Annotated in this window: 18 protein-coding genes; 5 read left to right on the top strand and 13 right to left on the bottom strand. The window is 69.0% G+C overall.

From position 1 onward, the window contains the following. Nucleotides 1–35: 35 nt before the first annotated feature. Together OG205_RS01560 and OG205_RS01555 are read left to right on the top strand one after the other, a co-directional pair. On the top strand, nt 36–1,085 hold the full coding sequence (locus OG205_RS01560) for a sensor histidine kinase (RefSeq protein WP_330274406.1): 1,050 nt from the start codon (nt 36–38) through the stop codon (nt 1,083–1,085). Then, on the top strand, nt 1,082–1,726 hold the full coding sequence (locus OG205_RS01555) for a response regulator transcription factor (RefSeq protein ID WP_330274405.1): 645 nt from the start codon (nt 1,082–1,084) through the stop codon (nt 1,724–1,726). The genes OG205_RS01560 and OG205_RS01555 overlap by 4 nt, the downstream gene beginning before the upstream one ends. Here OG205_RS01555 and OG205_RS01550 read toward each other — a convergent pair. Genes OG205_RS01550 through OG205_RS01540 form a run of 3 tightly spaced genes read right to left on the bottom strand, consistent with a single transcriptional unit; the run spans nt 1,719 to nt 5,080 of the window. Then, nucleotides 1,719–3,437: an MSCRAMM family protein gene (locus tag OG205_RS01550; protein ID WP_330274404.1), complete on the bottom strand. Its 1,719-nt coding sequence runs from the start codon at nt 3,435–3,437 to the stop codon at nt 1,719–1,721. The genes OG205_RS01555 and OG205_RS01550 overlap by 8 nt on opposite strands. 60 nt (nt 3,438–3,497) lie before the next feature. Continuing rightward, a complete protein-coding gene (locus OG205_RS01545; RefSeq protein WP_330274403.1) occupies nt 3,498–4,118 on the bottom strand; it encodes a DJ-1/PfpI family protein in 621 nt (206 codons plus the stop codon). Then, nucleotides 4,118–5,080, bottom strand: coding sequence for a GlxA family transcriptional regulator (locus OG205_RS01540; protein ID WP_330274402.1), 963 nt, complete (start codon nt 5,078–5,080; stop codon nt 4,118–4,120). The genes OG205_RS01545 and OG205_RS01540 overlap by 1 nt, the downstream gene beginning before the upstream one ends. Before the next feature lie 81 nt (nt 5,081–5,161). Here OG205_RS01540 and OG205_RS01535 point away from each other — a divergent pair, with 81 nt between their 5' ends. Further along, nucleotides 5,162–6,166 (top strand): GDSL-type esterase/lipase family protein, encoded by a 1,005-nt coding sequence (locus OG205_RS01535; RefSeq protein WP_330274401.1) that lies wholly within the window; start codon nt 5,162–5,164, stop codon nt 6,164–6,166. Here the strand turns inward: OG205_RS01535 and OG205_RS01530 are convergent. From OG205_RS01530 to OG205_RS01515, 4 genes are all read right to left on the bottom strand, one after another. Next, nucleotides 6,163–6,951, bottom strand: a complete 789-nt coding sequence (locus OG205_RS01530) for a carboxylesterase family protein (RefSeq protein ID WP_330274400.1) — start codon at nt 6,949–6,951, stop codon at nt 6,163–6,165. The two genes, OG205_RS01535 and OG205_RS01530, sit on opposite strands and share 4 nt — an antisense overlap. Before the next feature lie 56 nt (nt 6,952–7,007). Next, the gene (locus OG205_RS01525) at nt 7,008–9,290 is read right to left on the bottom strand and encodes a hypothetical protein (protein WP_330274399.1); all 2,283 of its coding nucleotides are present in this window, start codon (nt 9,288–9,290) and stop codon (nt 7,008–7,010) included. Between the two features lie 221 nt (nt 9,291–9,511). Beyond that, nucleotides 9,512–10,189 (bottom strand): hypothetical protein, encoded by a 678-nt coding sequence (locus tag OG205_RS01520; RefSeq protein ID WP_330274398.1) that lies wholly within the window; start codon nt 10,187–10,189, stop codon nt 9,512–9,514. Then, nucleotides 10,186–10,554: a YchJ family protein gene (locus OG205_RS01515; protein WP_330274397.1), complete on the bottom strand. Its 369-nt coding sequence runs from the start codon at nt 10,552–10,554 to the stop codon at nt 10,186–10,188. The genes OG205_RS01520 and OG205_RS01515 overlap by 4 nt, the downstream gene beginning before the upstream one ends. 96 nt (nt 10,555–10,650) lie before the next feature. Here OG205_RS01515 and OG205_RS01510 point away from each other — a divergent pair, with 96 nt between their 5' ends. Further along, entirely contained in the window at nt 10,651–11,202 is a 552-nt protein-coding gene (locus OG205_RS01510; protein WP_319981151.1) for a DivIVA domain-containing protein, read from the top strand. A 226-nt stretch (nt 11,203–11,428) separates the two neighbouring features. Next, a complete protein-coding gene (locus OG205_RS01505; RefSeq protein ID WP_330274396.1) occupies nt 11,429–12,178 on the top strand; it encodes an SDR family NAD(P)-dependent oxidoreductase in 750 nt (249 codons plus the stop codon). A gap of 8 nt (nt 12,179–12,186) precedes the next feature. Here the strand turns inward: OG205_RS01505 and OG205_RS01500 are convergent, their stop codons facing one another. From OG205_RS01500 to OG205_RS01475, 6 genes are all read right to left on the bottom strand, one after another. Then, nucleotides 12,187–13,176, bottom strand: coding sequence for a hypothetical protein (locus OG205_RS01500; protein WP_330274395.1), 990 nt, complete (start codon nt 13,174–13,176; stop codon nt 12,187–12,189). A gap of 508 nt (nt 13,177–13,684) precedes the next feature. Next, nucleotides 13,685–13,879, bottom strand: coding sequence for a hypothetical protein (locus OG205_RS01495; protein WP_330274394.1), 195 nt, complete (start codon nt 13,877–13,879; stop codon nt 13,685–13,687). Nucleotides 13,880–13,887: 8 nt separating this feature from the next. Continuing rightward, nucleotides 13,888–14,091 carry a hypothetical protein gene (locus tag OG205_RS01490; protein WP_330274393.1) on the bottom strand — a complete coding sequence of 68 codons (204 nt, stop codon included), beginning with the start codon at nt 14,089–14,091 and terminating at the stop codon, nt 13,888–13,890. 86 nt (nt 14,092–14,177) lie between these two features. Then, nucleotides 14,178–14,879 (bottom strand): hypothetical protein, encoded by a 702-nt coding sequence (locus tag OG205_RS01485; RefSeq protein WP_330274392.1) that lies wholly within the window; start codon nt 14,877–14,879, stop codon nt 14,178–14,180. Next, nucleotides 14,845–15,606, bottom strand: coding sequence for a hypothetical protein (locus OG205_RS01480; protein WP_330274391.1), 762 nt, complete (start codon nt 15,604–15,606; stop codon nt 14,845–14,847). The genes OG205_RS01485 and OG205_RS01480 overlap by 35 nt, the downstream gene beginning before the upstream one ends. A gap of 127 nt (nt 15,607–15,733) precedes the next feature. After that, nucleotides 15,734–16,453, bottom strand: a complete 720-nt coding sequence (locus OG205_RS01475) for a hypothetical protein (protein ID WP_330274390.1) — start codon at nt 16,451–16,453, stop codon at nt 15,734–15,736. Between the last annotated feature and the right edge of the window lie 50 nt (nt 16,454–16,503).

The following is a 16,503-nucleotide window of genomic DNA, read 5'->3' as shown; positions in this document are numbered from 1 at the left end:
CATCTGCGTACGTCCCGGGTCGTATGGTCGGCTTCATGCGCTTCAAATGGCAGGACATCGCGCTGACCGCGGCGCTGCTGTTCTTCGGACTCGCCGGGACGCGGTTCGCCGCGCGTCTCCAGACCGGGGAGTCACTCGACGTCCTCGCCTACGTGCTCATCGTCGTGGCGGCCTGCGGCCTGCTGTTCCGCTCGGTTCGTCCGCTGTGGACGGTGGCGGTCACGACCGTCGCCATCGCCGTCTACCTGGCTCAGGGCTATCCGTTCGGCCCGATCCTGATGAGCGGTGTCGCGGCCATGTACGCGGTGGCGGTGTACGCGCGCATCGAACTGGCTGCCGCGTCCGCGCTGGTCTACGCGCTGGCGATCCTGCCGTGGTGGAACGACTCGATCACCTCGTGGATCACCTGGTCGGCTGGCTGGATCCTGCTGCCGGTCGCGGCCGGCGTGCTGATGAAGCTGCGCAGGAAGTCCGCTGTGGACGTTCGCGAACGTGCCGTGATCTCCGAACGGCTGCGGCTCGCCCAGGAGGTCCACGACGTCGTCGGCCACGGCCTGAGCGTGATCGCGATGCAGGCGGGCGTCGCGCTCTACGTGCTGGACAAGGACCCGGCGAAGGCCCGCGCCTCACTGGAGGCCATCCGCGACACGTCGAAGGAGGCGCTGGACGGCCTGCGGTCCGAACTGGACACTCTGCGCGGCTCGGCTCCGCTGACACCGACGATCACCCTCGACGACATCCCTGCACTGGCCGCACGGATGCGCGAGGCAGGGCTTGAGGTGTCGGTCGAGGTCGCGGAAGTCGAACTGCCGGACACCTACCAACTCGCCGTGTACCGGATCGTGCAGGAGTCGCTGACCAACGTCCTGCGCCACTCCTCCCCCGGCGTCACCGCGTCCGTACGCGTCTACGTCGTGCGCGGCGAACTCGTCGTGCACGTGACCGACACCGGCACGCCCAGCACGTTCACGGAAGGCCACGGCATCACCGGCATGCGTTCACGGGCCGAAACACTCGGCGGCACGCTCCAAACAGACGCATCGCACGGCTTCGCGGTGATCGCCCGGATACCGTTGCCAGCATGATTCGCGTGGTGGTGGCCGACGACCAGCCGCTGGTCCGGATGGGACTGCGGACGTTGATCGAGACCGAGGACGGCGTCCAGTTCGCCGGAGAGGCCGCCGACGGCCGCGAGGCGTTGTCGCTGATCCAGTCCACCAAACCGGACGTGGTGTTCCTCGACATCCGCATGCCGGTGATGGACGGCCTGGAGGTGCTGCGCCGCGTCTCGGCCAACCCCGAACTGGGTGACGTGCGGATCGTCATGCTCACGACGTTCGACCTCGACGAGTACGTGTTCGAGGCGCTGCGGACCGGCGCGTCCGGGTTCCTGGTGAAGGACTCCGACCCGACCGACCTGCTGCGCGCGGTGCACGTGGTGGCCGATGGCGGTTCGCTGCTCTCGCCATCCGTCACGCGCCGGGTGATCGACCGGTTCGCGTCCGGTGCGTCGGCCAGGCCCGTGCCGCACCTGGACAAGCTGACCGAACGCGAGCGGGAGATCATGCGGCACGTGGCGTCCGGCGCGTCCAACGACGAGATCGCCGCCGTGCTGGTGATCTCGCCCGCGACGGTGCGCACGCACGTGTCGCGGGCGATGGTGAAGCTGGGCGCACGCGATCGCGCCCAGCTCGTCGTGTTCGCCGTTCAGTCAGGCCTCACCTGACCTGCAGATCGACCCCCGAGGTCTCCTGGCCCTCCTGGACGTGGACGAGGTCCGGGTGGATCTGGATCTCGTCCTCGAAGTTGCCGTGGAACTGCAGCTGCACGTCCTGAGTGGCGTAGCCCTTCATCCAGTACTCGTACTTGCTGTTGCGCGACGCCGACGGCCCGGCGTAGTCACCGGTCACGGGGTTCACCGCGAGCACCGTCGTGTACTCGAACGGCCTGGTGGCGTTCACGAGCTTGCCGCTGATCCTGCCGGGCTTCTTCAGCCGTGCGTCGACCGTGGCGGTGCCGCCGGATGTGACCTGGACCGGCGTCGCGCCGAAGCGGTCCGCCGCCCCACCCGACCACTGCCAGGCGTGGTCGCCGTACTCCGACGGGAACTGCACCTTCCACGCGTACGGGCCCAGACCGCTGATCTCGTAGCGGCCCTCGGTGTAGGTGCACTTCACGTTGCGCCCCTGGGAGACGTAGTAGTGAGACGGCGTCACCGACGGGCACAGGCCCGACACCGCGGCACCCGACTCGTCGTCGACGACGGAACCGCTGATGGTGCCCGCGCCGTCGAACTTCACCTGCACGGACGTCGTCTCGCCGCTGACGAACTCGAACCACTTGGCCTGATCGACGTCACCCGTGCCGCCGTTCTCCCCCACCCACTGGCTGCCGTGCGAGGCAGAGGTGCGCGGGTAGACGAAGAACCGCTCCCGGCCGGGCCAGTAGCCGTTCACCCGGAGCTTGCCGGTGCCGTCGTAGCCGCAGTGGCTCTGGTACCAGTCGACGACGTTGTGACGGTCGGGGTACACGGAGATGTAGCAGCCGTCGACCGGGGCGCCCGTGGCGACGTCGGTGAAGGTCAGCTCGAAGACGGCCTCGCGCTGCACCGTGTCGGTGGCGACCGCGGTCTCGTCCACCTTGACCTCGACGTCCTCGATCGTCTCGGACAGGTAACCCTCCGGCGGCGAGATCAGGAAGCGCCACTTGCCGGTGACCAGGTCCGAGTACCGCGCCTTGCCCTGCGCGTCGGTGGTGGCGCCGACCCCGCCGTACAGCCCTGAGGCGTCGACCCGCACGTTCGGCATCGGCTCGCCGGTCTCCCGGTCGCGGATGGTGATCTCGGCGCTGCCCATCGGCCGGGCGACCTGCTCGACGACGGTCTCCTCTCCGTCCCGCACGGTCAGCTGCTCGGACCAGTGGTCGGACGAGTACGGGAAGTAGAAGCGGAGCTTGCGCTCGCCGGTGCGCACGTGGTCGAAGCGGAACGTGCCGTCCGCCGCGGTGATCGTCCTGTCCTTGACGTCGTTGCCGTTGAGGTCGGTCAGCTGCACGCCGACGTTCGCGATCGGCTCACCGGGCTTGCGCAGGTACGTGCCGCGCACCGTGCCGTACGTGAACGGCTTCATCGCGATCGACACGGAGCCAGGCGCGGTCACCGGTTCGCTCAGGTGTTCTTCGTGCTCGCTGGCGTGGGCGAAGATCCGGTACTGCCGGCCCGCCGTGAGCGGGATGTCGAACTTGCCCTCGGCGTTGGTGAAGCCATCGCGCACCCAGCCGCCATCAGGCGTTTTCGCGATGACCTGGATCCCCTTCATCGGCAGCCCGGTCGCCGCGGACGTGACTGTCCCGTCGATCCCCGTCGGGCTGGCCGAGGCCGGTGTGCCGGAAATGAGCAGGCTGAAGACGGCCGCCAGCGCGGCCACTGTTCTGAACATCGTTCCCCCTAGAACGGACGGCTCCCCCTGAGCCGTCCGCTCGACCATAGGGCTTCGAAGTCAGGCCCGGATAGCGTCGAAAGCCTGTTTCAGGCCCTGCGCGATCTCCGGCGGGATCGAGTCGTAGGCGCGCGGCGGCTGCGGGTCGTACTCGATGCCGACCTGCACGGCCTGCGCGACCATCTCGCCGAACTCGGCCTCGACCAGCCGCAACGCCATGTCGATGCCCGCCGAGACGCCCGCGCCGCTGACGACCTTGCCGTCGAACACCACCCGGTCCGTCGACACCTCGACGCCGCGCACCTCCAGGTCCTCGCGCGCGGCCCAGTGCGTCGTGGCCTTCGAGACCAGCCCGGCCTCGGCGAGCAGCGTCGAGCCGGTGCACACCGACGTCGTCCACTTCGTCGTCGGGTGGACCTCCTGAAGCCACTCGACGACGCCGCCGGAGTCCCTGAGCAGCTCCTTCCAGTGCCCGGAGCCCGGCACGACCACGATGTCCGTCGACTTCAGCGAGTCGAACGTGTCGGTCGGCACGACGCTCAGCCCGTTGTCGGACTTCACCGGGTCGAGCGTGGCGGCGACGAACCGCGCCGTGATGATCGGCACGCTGCCGAGCACCTCGAACGGGCCGACGAAGTCGAGCGCGGTCATGTTCGGGTAGAGCACGAACGTGGCATCCATCAGGCAACCCCAGTGGTCCGGAAACGGGCGCGGTAACTGCCCGGCGACACGCCGAGCACGCGCAGGAAGGCCCTTCGCAGGGTCTCGGCTGAGCCGAACCCCGACTGGCGGGCGACGAGGTCGAGCGAGTCGCCGGTGCTGGCCAGCCGGTCGGCGGCGGCCTCGACGCGGGCTCGTTCGACGTACTGCGCGGGCGAGACGCCCACGTTGCGGGAGAAGACGCGGGCGAAGTGCCGCACGCTCATCATGGCCTTGCGCGCCATGACCGGCACCGTCCACTCCCGCGTCGGATCGGCGTGGATGTCGTCGAGCAACGCGCGCAGCGAGCCGTCCCGCACCGGCTTCGAGCGGGTGTGCACGCTGAACTGCGACTGGCCGCCCGAGCGCTGCAGGAAGACGACCAGGTACTGCGCGATCCTGCGGGCGAGCGCGGGCCCGTGGTCCTGCTCGACCATGGCCAGGGCCAGGTCGATGCCCGCCGTCACGCCCGCGGACGTGGACACCTCGCCGTCGCACACGAAGATCGCGTCCGGCTCCACGTCGACGCCGCGGTTCTCCAGCTCGCCGGTGAACGCCCAGTGCGTCGTCGCCTTCTTGCCCTTCAGCAGCCCGGCGCTCGCCAGCACCACGGATCCGGTGCAGACACCGGCGACCCGGCGCGACTTCAGCGCGAGCCGCCGCAGGTTGGTCATGAGCACCGCGTCGGACGCGGCCTCGTCGTAGCCCCAGCCGCCGACCACGATCAACGTGTCGATCGGACGGTCCAGCTCGCGCAGATCGGCGCCCGCCTCGATGCGCACGCCCGCGGTCGCGGTGAACGGTTCTCCCCCGAGCGTGGCGAGCGTGACCTCGTACCGCGGCTCGCCGTAGTTGGCTGCCTGGAACACCTCTATCGGTCCCGCCAGGTCCAGCAGCGCCGTGCGGTCGTAGGCGACCACGACCATCTCCCTCAGATTCCCCACACCTCCACTTTCCTCACCCCCGCCTGAGGCGGCAACGCCATATGCCCCTCGCATTCGGCCACCCACGTAAACTGGTGCGCGATGCGCAAAGTGCTCTTCTTCGCGGCGATCGGCCTGCTCACGATCCTGCTGGTCGTGAGCGACCACGTGTTCCCGCCACCCTCGGAGCCCGATCGCGAGACCAGGACCGCGGTCGTGGCGCTCGGCGACAGCACGATGTCCGGTGAGGGCGCCGGCGACTACGAGCCGGGAACCGACGGCGAGGACGGCGGCGACTGGTGCCATCGCTCGCGCGAGTCCGAGATCATGAAGACCGAGTTCCAGGCCGACCAGAAGATCAACCTGGCGTGCTCCGGCGCGAACTCGGACAAGCTGCGCAACGAGCAGTTGCCGAAGCTGCGCGCGATCGCCGGATCGAACCAGGTCGTCGCGATCGTCGTGGCCATCGGCGCGAACGACGACCCGAGGTTCTCCGAGATCCTCAACAAGTGCTTCGAGGCGTGGGGCAAGCGCAGTGACTGCACGTCGTCCGTGGCGCCGGAGTGGACCAAGCGCGTGCGGCGGATGATCCCCAAGGTCGAGAACACGCTCAACGCCATCCGCCAGACCATGCGCGACTCCGGCTACCTCGACTCCTCCTACCAGCTGGTCGTGCAGTCGTACGCGGCGCCGGTGTCGCCGAAGATGCCGCAGTCGCTGCAGAACCTGTCCGGCTGCCCGCTGCGCACGGCCGACCTGGAGTGGGTCGTGGAGGAGGCCGTGCCGGAGCTGTCGAACGGCCTGCGCACCGCCGCGGCGAAGGTCAACGCCCGTTTCCTCGACCTGGCACGGGCCGGTGAGGGTCACGAGGCGTGCGTGGGCGGCAGCAAGCCCGAGACGGAGTGGTTCACGCGGTTGACGGTCGACTTCGACGGCCTGAAGGACCAGAGGCGCGCGTCGCACGCGTTGCAGGAGTCGTTCCACCCCAACGCCCGCGGTCACGAGCAGATCGGCCGGTGTCTCACCGAGTTCCTGGCTTCGGACAAGCGCGACGGGGCGTGCGTGCCGCGGTTGAACGGCACGCTCGGTCTCACGACTGAAAGCTAGACCCAGCGCTTGAGTTCTGTGGCCGGCCAGCCGGGATTGCCCGTGCGGGCGAACCTCGCCCACGCCCGCGCGATGTCGCCGCGGAACATGTCCGGGACGTCGGCGCCGTGGTGTGCCGGCGTGCGGGCGTAGATCGAACGGAACGCACCGCCGTGCTCGTCGGCCAGCCGCATCGTCGGGCGCTGGAACAGTTCGGCGTCCTCATCGGCCGTGTGGCAGACCATCAGGTCCACGTCGTACGGGCCTTCCAACGGGCTGCGCGGCAGCGTGTCGCCGTCGACGATCGGCTGGTACAGCACGACTTCCGGGTCGGCTTGCCGTTGTGTTCGAACAGCTTCCTCGGGCGTGAAGAACCTTCCGGCGAGGCTGTGCGCGATCGCGCGGTGGAACAGGCCCTTCGCGGTGGGCATGACCATCAGGCTCGCGACCGTCTGCGCGCCGGACGACTGTCCGGCGACGGTCACGTTGGCCGGATCTCCGCCGTAACGCGCGATGTTGCGCTGGATCCAGCGCAGCGCCGAGACGACGTCGAGCAGCCCGCGGTTGTGCGGAAACCCTTCCAGGGCACCATAACCGTCGACCGCGAGCCGGTAGTCGCAGCTGACGAACACGATCCCGTTCGACGCGAGGAAGTCGCCCGCGTACTCCGGTTGTGCCGAGGTGCCGACGGTGTTCGCGCCGCCGTGGATCCAGAGGATCACCGGCGCCGGACCGTCCGTTGCAGACCAGACGTTCAGCGTGTGCCGGTCACCGAAAGCGCCCGCCGGCTCGCCGTCGCAGTCCACCGGTGGGTGGAGGCGCAGCGGGCCGACGGGCGGTTCGGCGTAACGGATTCCGAGGTTCAGGCCGTCACCTGGTGCGAGACCGGCAGCACGCGCAGGTTCGCGGCCGCCCGTTCCAGCTGGGAGAGCACGCTCGGCCGCATCCCCGCGATCTCCTGTTCCGACGCCGGCCCGGAGATCTCCTGCAACAGCACCTGCTGCGGGTGATCACCCTCGGCCTCGGCGACCGCGAGCACGCGGAACGGCGTGCCGGGAGCGAAGATCACGCGTTCCTCGGTGGCCACGGCGACTCGGTCGGTCACCTCGACCACGCGGCCGGTGACCGACCAGATCAGGTACTCGGTGACGCCCTCGATGCGCTGGGACGGGTTCGCGACGGCGTCCAGCAGGCCGTGCTCCACCAGGACCTCGCCGTGGCGGTAGCGCCGCGGACCCGTGGGGCCGCTCATGCCCCACACCGCCGCGATGCCGTTGTGCACGGGCAGGCGGTTCAGGCCGGAGACGATGCACGCGACGTACGGGCGCAAGCGGCCCAGACGTCCCATGCGGAGCGTTTCGACGACCATCTCCTCGTCCTGCGACACGCACGCCAGCAACGCCGTGAGGTCGGTGACCATGGCCTCGAACGCGGCCGGGTCCTCCTCCGCGTCCGGGCGCTGGGAGAGCAGGCGGACGACCGTCGCCGCGTGCACGCCGTAGCGTTCGCCGAGCGCACGGCGGACCGTGTCGCGTTCGGCGTCCGAACTGCTGTGGTCCACGGAGACCGTCTCGCGCTCGCCGTCGTTCTCCGGCGGGATCTCCCACAGGGCCAGCGGCTGCAACGGCAGCGGGCCGTCCACGCGGAACCTCACCGGGGCGGAGTCCGGGTCGTCCGAGGGGAACGCGGCCTCGTCCGGGTCGTCCAGCGCGTGCGACGTCACGGTCGCCATCGCCGGACCGGCGCCGATGCTCGCGTACGCGGACCGTTCCGTCTCGGGCTCGGCCGGCGTGACGGCGGTGAAGAAGCCGGCGCCGTTGTCCGACGAGTCACGCGTCGACAACGCGTGTGCCGGGGCTGCGGGAGGCTGAGCGGGCGGAGGAGGCGGCGGCGCGGTCACCTTGGAGTCGCAGAACACCAGCCGCAGGAGCTTGCGCACCTCGGGCTCCAGGCGTTCGACGAGGGCTGCGCCGTGCACCGCGACCGCGCCAGGCGTCGTGCGCCCAGGCGTGCCCACGGTCAGACGGGCCCACTCCGGGTCGAGAGGCTGAGTGCGCACTTCGGCCGCGTTGTAGGGCTCGTCCTGCTCACGCACCCACAGGCCGGAGGGCACGACTTCGAGCACGACACCGTCGCCGAGGGTGAACACACCGGGTGAGACCTCGGTCAGGCCCTGCACCGGCGTCCGGTAGCCCGACACGACGGGCACGGACTCGTTCGGCACGCACAGCACCTCGGTGACGAACGGCCGCCACGTCTGCTGCCCGCGCGGGTCGACCGCGATGACCGCGGGCCCGCCACTGCGCAGGTTGCCCACCGGCAGGCCGGTGAACATGGCGATCGGCTCGCCGATCTGGTCCGCGACCAGGCTTCCGATGCTCGCGTCGATGCCGTACGGGACGAGCCGCACGCGCGACCGGGCCGCCTGGGGCAGCGCCGTGAGCAGGCGGCACACCTCGTCGATCGGGATCGACGACTGGCCGGGGCCGCCGACGACGACCGTCAGCACGTTGTCGCGGCACGGCAGCGCCACGATCGGCCGTGAGTCCTGGGCGGCCGGCTCGAACGGCGGCTGCTGCGCGCGCAGCCAGAGTCCGCTCGGAATCGGCTCGGAGATGCCGATCTCGCCCGTCGGCCACGGCGAGTTCGGGTCCATCGCCTCCCACTGCGGCACCGGGAAACGGCGGCCGAACGGCATCGGGGACGCGTTCGGCTGGAACTTCACCCAGCTGCCGTAGCCCTGCGTGCCGACGACGAACGCGGCACCGGGCACCGTGGTCAGCACGCCGTCCGGCGCCACGACCTCGGTCTGGAGCTGCTCGGCGAGCCACTGGGCGGGCGCGGTCGGCCGCATCGTCCCGGCGTGCGACACCGCGAGCCGGAGGGGCCCACGGCCGTGCAACGCCGTCACGACGTGCGGCCAGAAAGTGCTTTGGTCTCCGCCGGGGAAGTCGACCACGACCACGGTCCGGCCGGTGTCGGCGGGAAGGGCGCGCGCGAGTCCCGTGGCGCCCTGACTGGGGCCTTCGGGATTGGAGACGACGAGCGTCGACCCCACCAGGTTCGCCGCGAACGGCGTCCTCTGGGGTACCGGCTCCGGCGGCGGCGCTGCTGCCGGGGGCTGCTCGACGGGATACAGATCCATGTCCTGCTCGGTGCTCGTAATCGTCTGAACCCCGAAAACGCTCTGGGCAGAACTCTGGGTCTGTGGTTGCTGGTCGCCATGGGCGGCGGCACGTCGGCCCATCAAGCGCCTGATCACCTCCGTGCCATCCCGGTCACTCGCCCTTTCGGCTTAATCGGGCAACGAGCGTGCACGCTATCAAGACGCACCGCACACTTGTCACCCAGTCGGGTTATTTGGCGTCATCCGATCGAGACCCACACGGCGCGTGCTCGTCCGCACACTCCGTCAGGGCCGATGATCGCGGACGCGGAGTAGGCCTTGCGTCCGTCCCGGCCAAGTTCCCACGCCAGGAGCACGTGGTCCACGCCCAGTTTCACCGGCTGCTCGGTTCGGGCCACGAAGGTGCCGAGCACGAACGCCGGTCCCCCGTCCGGTGCGACGGGCTGCGCGGACGGACAGTCGAGCGCCGCCCAGACGATCTCCGGCAGCACGCTGACCCCGTCGTTGGGCAGCACACCGGTCGGCGTCCAGACCCCGGCCCACTCGGTGCGGCCGTCGAGCGGGCCCAGCAGCGCGGCGATGCCGTCTTCCCTGTTGGGACCGCATCCGAAGCACGTCGGGAACGGGTGCCTGTCGCGCCACGGCACCTTCGCCGAGGCCTTCAGCGCCTCGTCCAGCGTCGGCGCGGCGGGAACCTCCAGGTCGAGCGTGGCGGGCTCGGCAGAGGCGATCACCGTCTCCCCGTCGAACAACTGCCCGTCGCGGACCTCCATCCCGCGGTCCAGCGGCACCGGTTTGCGCAACCGGACGCTCACCGTTTCCGCGTCGACGTGCGCGGCGAGCAGACCGGCGGAGTACCCGCCGTTGCCCATGCCGGGAGGCCCGTTGAACCTGCTCGCGACCGTCACCGTGCTCATTCCAGGCCCTCCGCGTACACCCACTGGCCGTTCTCCCTGATGAACTTGCTCCGCTCGTGCACCACGCCCCCGACGTAGTGCGCACGGAACTCCACCACACCCACGCTCTGCAGCAGACCGCCGTTCTCGGTCGCCAGAATTTCGAGCTTGAGCCAGCGGTCGGTCGAGTCGAGTCCGGCGCTCTTGGGGCGGTGCTTCGCCGCCCACGTGCGCAGCAGGTAGTCCTCATCGGACACCGCGAAAGCGCTGTAACGCGAACGCATCAGCTGCTCGGCCGTGGCCGCTTTGCGGGCTCCGGAGTGCAGCGCACCACAACAGTCCACATAGGACTGACCAGTACCACAGGGGCACAGTTTGTTGTTCACGCCGACATTGTGCCTGGTAAACCCATTAGAACCGATGCCGCACCCCGTACGTACCCCTTGTCAAGACTGACTTCGCGGGAGGCAGAGGAGACGGCAGTGAGTGTCGACAGCAGGACTGAGCTCGTACCGCTGCGAACGTGGTTCGGGCTCCGATGGCGCGGCTACGACCGCGACGAGGTGGACGACTACGTCGCCGAGCTGGAAGCCGAGCTTCGCCTGGTCACAGCCGACCGCGACGCCTCGGAGGCCCGCGCGGAGGCCCTGGCGAGCAGACTGGTCTCGGTCCAGGAGGAGAACGCCGCCCTGCAGGACGGCCTGCACCGAATCTGCCTGACCCCGATCGACCCGAAGGGCCTGCCCGAACGGCTCGCCCGCATGGTCGCCCTGGCCGAGGAAGAACGCCGTGACGTCGTCAGGGACGCGCAGCTCAAGGCGTTGATGATCGTGGGCGAGGCCGAGCAACGAGCCCGCCGCCTGGACGAGGAGGCGGCAGCGAAACGCGACGGGATCCGCGAGGACTTCCGGCTCGCGATGTCGGCCCGCCGCGCCGAGGCGATGCGCGCCCTGGCCGAACTGCGCAACGTGGCCCGTGACGAGGCCGAGCGCATCGTCGCGGAGGCGAAGGTGCAGAACCTGCACATCACGTAGGTCGCGAGATCTCGCGCGAAGCCCGGCCCGGGACCCCCCGAAAGTCCCAGGCCGGGCCTTCCCCCGTCGGCAACCTTGCACCGGTCGATCCGGGACCTGTCCCAACGCCACACGCAACGGGAGAATCAGGCAAGAGGACGAGAGCTTCGGTCTCCTACTCACCCTGCTCCCGCTGGTCTTATTGGTTCATCAGAAACCAAAGCAGACCAGAACAGGCGGTAGGAACATGTCAGTCGCAATCGTGACCGGTGGCAGCTCGGGCATCGGCTGGAGCACGGCCGTCGAACTGGCCCGGCGAGGCGCCGCGGTGATCCTCACCTACGGCTCCAACGAGACCGGCGCCAAGCAGGCCGTCTCCGTCATCGAGCAGAACGGCGGCAAGGCCGTCGCCCTCCCGCTGGACCTGGGCCGCAGCGACACCTTCCCGGCGTTCCGCGACCAGGTCACCGAGGTGCTCGGGGGCTGGGGCCGCGACACGTTCGACGTCCTCGTGAACAACGCGGGCTTCGCCCAGACCGCCCTGTTCCCCGACACCACCGAGGAACTGTTCGACAAGTTCTACCGCGTCCTGCTCAAGGGCCCGTTCTTCCTCACCCAGACCCTGCTCCCGCTCCTCGCGGACGGCGGCGCGGTGGTCAACACGACGAGCAGTTCCACCGAACAGGCCGAGCCCGGCTACTCCGGCTACGCCACCATGAAGGGCGCCCTGGTCGTGCTGACGCGCTACCTGGCCAAGGAGCTGAGCCCGCGCCGCATCCGCGTCAACTCCGTCTCCCCCGGCGCCACCCGGACCAGGCTGGGCGACGACGCCTTCGAGAAGTTCCCGGAGTTCATCCCGGCGCTGGCCGCGAAGACCGCGCTGGGCCGCGTCGGCGAGCCCGACGACGTGGCGGTGGCGATCGCGGCGCTCGCCGGTGAGGACGGCCGGTGGATCACCGCGCAGAACGTCGAGGTGTCCGGCGGATTCGGGCTCTGACCAGCGCGCTACTGCATGTTCGTGACGTGTCCGTGCTCGGGGAACGCGACGCACGTGTAGAGCTGCAGGTGGTAGCCGCGGCCGATCATCAGCATCGTCGGCTCGTGCGGAGCCGGGAACGGCGGATGGTCCGTCCCGGCGTCCTCGATCGGCTGCCAGCTCTGGTTGCCGTCCCACTCCGAGCTGGCGATGGTGAGCAACGGTTCGACGTCCGCGCCGCAGTCCGGGCAGGACATCGGGTACGGGTCGGAGAAACTCCACGGCGCGTGCCCGCCGACCTTGCAGCCGGTGGCGACGGACAGCTCGTACTGGTACTTCTGCTCTTCCCGCTTCTCCCACTCGTGCACCTGCCCGGCCAGTTCCTCGGGCAGGCAGTGCGGAGCCGGGTACTCCACGACCGTCTCCGGGTGCAGCACGCACGGCTGCGGCAGGTAGTTGTCCTCGACCGCGACCGGCAGCGGCGGTGCTGCCAGCGGGTCGGTCACCTCGGCGGCGACCCGCCAGCGCACCACGGTGCTCGGCACGTAGCCGTCGTCCTCGTGGTCGAACGGGCACCACAGCACCTGCACCAGGTCCGCGCCGTCCGGGCTGGGAAGACCGGGGACGTCCCGCGCGTACAGCTGCGCCACCGGCACCATCGGCGACGGTCCGTCCTGCGCGATCTCCGCACCGTCGTCCACGCGGTCGACGACGGCCTTCTCGTCCTCGGTCAGCAGGTTCGTGCCGCGCTCCCGCGGCCTGGCCCACGCCTGCGTCAGGATCCGCCGCCGCGCCATCACGTCGGGCACGCTCGCGCCTTCGAGAAACGGGCCGGCGTGCTCGGCGCACGTCGGCCACGGTTCCCGCGCCGGCCACAGCAACGGGCCGCCGATCGAGCTGTCCGACGTGGTCGGCTCGCCGGGCCGCGGGTGCAGCCGCACCGCGGTGCGGGCCAGTGAGGTGAAGGCGGGCAGGTGCGCTGTCAGGTCGACCGGGCGCGGTGGAGTGGTGCGGACCATGACGGGATCGTATTGGCAGCTTCAGTTCGCCGGACCTTCACTCCGCCGGACCTTCACTCCGCCGGACCGAATGCGCGGCGTGGAAACGGCTGGCGGACTACCAGATGAGTGCCATCACCGACACGATCGCGAAATGGCCTCCAGTGCAAGCGCCAGATTCACCCGATCCGCTCCCCCGAGCCTCGGCAATGGCACCAGTTTCTGCCCGACTCCTCAAGCATCGCGGTGACAAGGCCGTCCGTGAGGACGCGTTCGAGCCTGCCCAAGGTGGCCAGACGGATCGAACCGAACTCGTCGTTCCCTGCGCTGAATGACAGCCGCGGCGGTGAGGTCGCCCCCCTCTCGCTCAGCTCCGACCAGCAAGATGCGGGAGATCCTTGTGATGTCACCTGGTTGACCGGGTCCTAACCTGGTGTCCCGCTGAATCTACTCGTACGCCTCGATGCGCCCGCGCTGCAAGAGAGGGCGATGCGGACGGCGCAACGGTCCGCACCCCCGGTTGCGCCTTTCAAGACCGCAGGCCGACGACCAGCTCATCCGCGACCAGATCGTGCCGTTCAGAGGCGGACAGCCATCTGGCGCTGCTCGCCCCGCGTGTCTTCTCGACCATAAAAATGTTGCCGAAGTTGATCGCAACATCCCGCATGTGACTGATCACCGCAACCAGCCGACCGTCACCCGCGTTCCTGTGCAGCTCCTGCAAGGCCCAGCTCAACACGTTCGTGTCGAGCGTGCCGAACCCTCGTCGAAGAACAGCGCCTCGACCAGTGCGAGCGCGAGGCTCGCAAGGAACGTCTCGCCTCCGGACGGGGTCATGACGTCCCGCGCCTGGCCCGTGCTCATGTCGATGATCCGGAAGTCCTCCGCGAAGCCGAAGTGGTCGTCCGTCATCTTCCCGAAGATGGTTTTCGCCACCGCGAGCACCCGACGTTGTCTCTTGCGCACGACGCTGTTGACGAACTTCCCATCCGCGAGCTAGGTGGCCAGCTCGCGGAGCCCGTTCACGACGGCCGTGCTGCGCCGAGCCGTTCGTCCAGCTCCTGAGACACCGGCAGCGCGAGGTCAGCCGTCCGGCGATCGCGTTTGGCCAACGCCACGGCCACGTCGTTCTCGCGGATCAGCGACGCCGGCGCTTCGACGTCAGCCACGTCGACCTTGTCGTATGCCGCGGCGATTTCCTCCTGCGCCGCAACGATCTGAGCGTCCAATGCCTGTGCCTCGTCGAGGCAGGCCTTCATGGCCCACCTCGCGAACGCCCACACCTCAGCGGCCCATTTCGGGTCGTCGACGAGAGCAGGTTGCTGCGGACGAACCGGAACCTCACCCTGGTTCAGCAGCTCGGTCGCGGCCGACGTCCGTTCTGCGAGAACGTGCAGTTGCTGAACCAGATCGCCTCTTGGGCGTTCCACTTCGGCACGGTGTCGCTGTTCAAGCGCTCTGAACTCCTCGAGCAACGGTGCCGCTTTGCGGAGGAGACCCTTTCTGGCCTCGTCCAACTCATTCAGTTTGGTCTCCTGCGCCGCAGCCTGTCCGATCGCCGCCGCGATCGCCTCGGTGGACACGTCCTCGCCATCGTGAAACGTGACAGAAAGCCCACCGAAACCGGCCTCGATCGTCTGCCACCGGGCCGCGAGCGTGTTCGCCGCCGCCACCGCCTTCTCCGCGCTCTCAATCGCCTCCTTCGAGGCTTCGATGCGAGCCAACAGCTTCTCGTGAGCGGCGCGCGCCCGCTCGGTCTCTTCCTAGCGCGGACGTGGGAACGTTGGAGAAGTCCTTCGGGCACAACAGAACCACGTCGTGCGACACCACATCGGGATCGAGTCCCAACCGGCGTACGAAGTCCCGCATGGCCATCACGTACACAGCGGACTGGATCGCCGCTGCGGCGACTTTGCCTGGATCCGCGCTCCGGTCGATCACCGGGAACGACTTGATCTCCACTACGTGGAAGCGGTGCCTGCTCCGGAACGCGATCAGGTCGGGTTCGAGGTAGACGGCCCGGCTACCGACGTCCATGCGCAGCAACGGTTGGTCAAACAGGGTGCCGGCGTCCTCAGCGGACCGCGCGGCGCGGATAAGCAGTTGGGCGGACCGCTGGTGCCTCGTCTCGAGCGATTCACGCCCGGCGGCGGAATTCAGGTCGTCGTAGGCCACCTCGGGCAGTGGCAGGTCCAACTGCTCGCGCAGTACCCGGACCAGTTCCGCACAACCGTTGGCCTTGACGACGGCCTCGAACGCGTTGCCGCGTGCGAGAGCGAACGGGGACGCACCGAACGAGGCGAGCGCGCCCAGGTGCTCGGCGAGAGCTTTCTTATCGACACCTGCGGTGTCGAGGACGCGCCGGCGGGTGCAGCCGAGGTTGCTGATCAACGCGGCGATCGTCCTGGCGTTGTGCTTCGTCGGCTCGACCGGCCCCCGAATACCGTCCAAGCGCGACTTCTGTTCTGTCACCGTGCTTCTTTCTCGGGGACGCTCCGTGGGAGGTGCTTCAGAAGTCGGTCGCGGTACGACGCACGACCTTCAAACTGGAGCCGAACAGCTGACGGGTCTCGTCGAGCTAGGTACGGGCTCGTTCGGCCGCGGCCTCGCGGTGTGCGCGGTCCGCGTCCTCGTGGACACTCAGCTCAGCAGCAGCAGCAGCAGCGGCGGCGACTGCGGGCTGCATCACGTCGAAAGTGGCTGCGGCATCAGGGATGTTCGCAGCGAACTGCCACAGCAGCCGCAGCACCGGTGTGGTCGGCGCGACCATCCGCCCGACCTGTTCGGCAAGTGCGATGCCCGATCTCAGGAAGTCGACGCGCGCACTCAAAGGCCCCACCACACGACAAGCCATCGGCCACGTGGACACCGCGAGCAGGCCACGGACCGGAACCAGCAGATCAGCTGTGAGCGCGCTGCAAAGGTAGTACGGCCGGGCGTGGGGTGACGACTGGAACGACCGCCCTTCGTCACGCTTCAGACTGGTCAGCTTCGAACTCGTCAGGTCACCGGAGAACACGACCTTGTGCACCGAAGCGATCAGCTTCGGCGCGGACGGGACACCCAGCAACACGAGCGCCTGGTGGACCTGTTCCCGCACTGGGAGGATCGACTCGGGCTCCGGAACCTCGTCGAGGTCAGCGGTGGGCGCGGTCATCGCAGCCAGCGCCTGGTCCCACGCGTTCTCCGCCTTACGGAGTTCTCGCACCCGCACCGGATCCCCGGCCATCGCCGCGCGACGCACCTCGGTGCGAAGTTGCTCGATGTGCCGTTCGAGATCTTCCGGTGCCTCCGCCATGAGCAAGACCGCACCACGTCTTCCAGTAAATTCCAGCAGCTACCACGCTT

The sequence above is a fragment of the Lentzea sp. NBC_00516 genome, assembly GCF_036346835.1.
Classification (GTDB): Bacteria; Actinomycetota; Actinomycetes; order Mycobacteriales; family Pseudonocardiaceae; genus Lentzea; species Lentzea sokolovensis.
This window is presented reverse-complemented; position numbering and strand designations above follow the sequence as displayed.